Consider the following 1,958-nt stretch of genomic DNA (forward strand, 5'->3'; position numbering starts at 1 on the left):
AAATATAAATTACTTGTGCGGTCAAATCAAATAGCTTTTGAAGAGCTTAGGCGATTAAAATGTTTATGACCTGTGCGTAAGGTGAGTTAAAAGTAAAGCAAGAAAAGTGAGTTCAGTGCGCACTAAATAATCTTCAACCTGGCAATAGCCTTTAACACCAAGGTCTCCTTAAAATATATTGCATTTAAATTTTACCCTTAAATCACAGCTGAAAACCCGCGCTTTGCCAAGCAAGTATCAAATTAAATCAAAGCTAACTCAACCACAGTTTAAACTACCAATAAACGTATTCGTATCTGCTTGCGTTCTACCCAAAAATAAAAAACCAGATTGATAACCAGGCGCAGTATCTTGTATCGCTTTTATGCGTGCCAACCTTAAGCTAGCAGCCATACTCACATCATTAGTCAGTGTAAAGATCGTTTTTACTCTCTCCGGCACAGTATGCTCAACATTCAACCCATCTTTAATCTTATGTTTACTACCACCATATCCAAACTGAAACTGCTTCTTTTCAGCTTTCGTTAAAATAGCTATTTTTATGCCTTGAAGCCTTTGCAAATCCAGGTACTCTTTCGCTTGTTGCTCTTCGTCAGAAAGCGCCCCCTCTGTCGCATCCGAAGTTTTACCTTTAAAGTATTTTTGATAGGCTGCTGAGTCAGTAATCTTTTGTAAAACATTGATATCAGGCACGTCTACATCACTGCCAGAATCAATTAACCCCTGAAAAGAAAGATTATTTTTACCCCCAGGATATAAAAAACGACCAAACTCACCTAACATACGCTCAGCAATACTATTTTTTATATCGCCATAAATAATACTAACGCTACCCTTATCACTCTTAATTTTTTCTTCATCCACATTTTTTAAAAGAGTAACAAAGTCTACTAAATCTTGCTTTGTCTCTAAAGGGCGGCTCATTATATAGCGAACAGCTTCTTCCCTGACAACAACCAGCAGTTTTAGTGCAGCAACTGCTGGAGTAACATGCATAATCTCACAACTTGGGTGAACGCCTTGCAATTTTGCTACAATTTTATTAAAGGACCCGGCAGCACAGATCGGCTTATCTTTTCCACCTGAATCTTTGCCATCACTCCCGATATTGTATCCCCTTTGTATTTCGTATAGAGCTTCAACAAACCGAGCTTTCGCATCATCCAGCGCTCCTAATCTTTTGCTATCATCATGAATCGCAAGCCATGCCAAAGCTAATACTTCTTTGGTCGACACACCTGAAACTTGGTCAATAAAAGGATTATTTTCTAATATTAATTTTAATAGCGTGCTGCGTGCCGCTTTCGATTTAATATCATATCCCAAACCATTTACATAATTTTTGATCTGATCAAGGGTCAGAATAAGTCCTTTACCTTCTAGGCTTTTTCCATAAAGCCCTATTAAAGCACTCGCTGATTCTGATATAGACTGATGCACGCTTGCCACATGCGTACTTTGAACTCCATTCAAATTTCTCGCATTTCTCCTATTTCTCCCTGAAACTCCAATAACATCATTAATAGCGATCTCATTACGAAGAATTCTTCGTATCATACCCTCATCTTGCAAAGCTTGTCTTTGTGTATTATCAAGCGAGAAATATCGCTCAGCACTAATTATTTGACGGGCAATTAAACTATCAACTCCCCTGATCTGCAAAGACCACCTTTGATGATCTGTCATCCTCACAATTTGGTCAAAACTCAGATGGCCATCCCTAAATAACGTATAAATCACTCCTAAATCTAACCCGCACTTTTGATTATATAGCACTCAACGAATAGTTTCTGACATTGACTTCATTACTTGACTAAGCGCTGTCTCTAAATTTATTTCATCTTGATCAAGCTTCATGCGAACCCTATTTTTAAGCGGTGACCATACATGCTCTATCGGGTTTAAATCAGGAGAATAAGGGGGTAAAAATAATAAGTGACAACTCGCATCTTCAATCG

General features: G+C 38.0%; 2 protein-coding genes. Both read right to left on the bottom strand.

What is annotated here, in order from left to right; genetic code table 11:
- Nucleotides 1-258 precede the first annotated feature (258 nt).
- A complete protein-coding gene (locus tag C200_RS06285) occupies nt 259-1,740 on the bottom strand; it encodes a hypothetical protein (RefSeq protein WP_129556568.1) in 1,482 nt (493 codons plus the stop codon).
- A 36-nt stretch (nt 1,741-1,776) separates the two neighbouring features.
- A partial coding sequence (locus tag C200_RS06290) for a transposase (protein WP_033923709.1) occupies nt 1,777-1,958 on the bottom strand: 182 nt, incomplete at its 5' end.

Source organism: Piscirickettsia salmonis LF-89 = ATCC VR-1361 (assembly GCF_000297215.2).
Classification (GTDB): Bacteria; Pseudomonadota; Gammaproteobacteria; order Piscirickettsiales; family Piscirickettsiaceae; genus Piscirickettsia; species Piscirickettsia salmonis.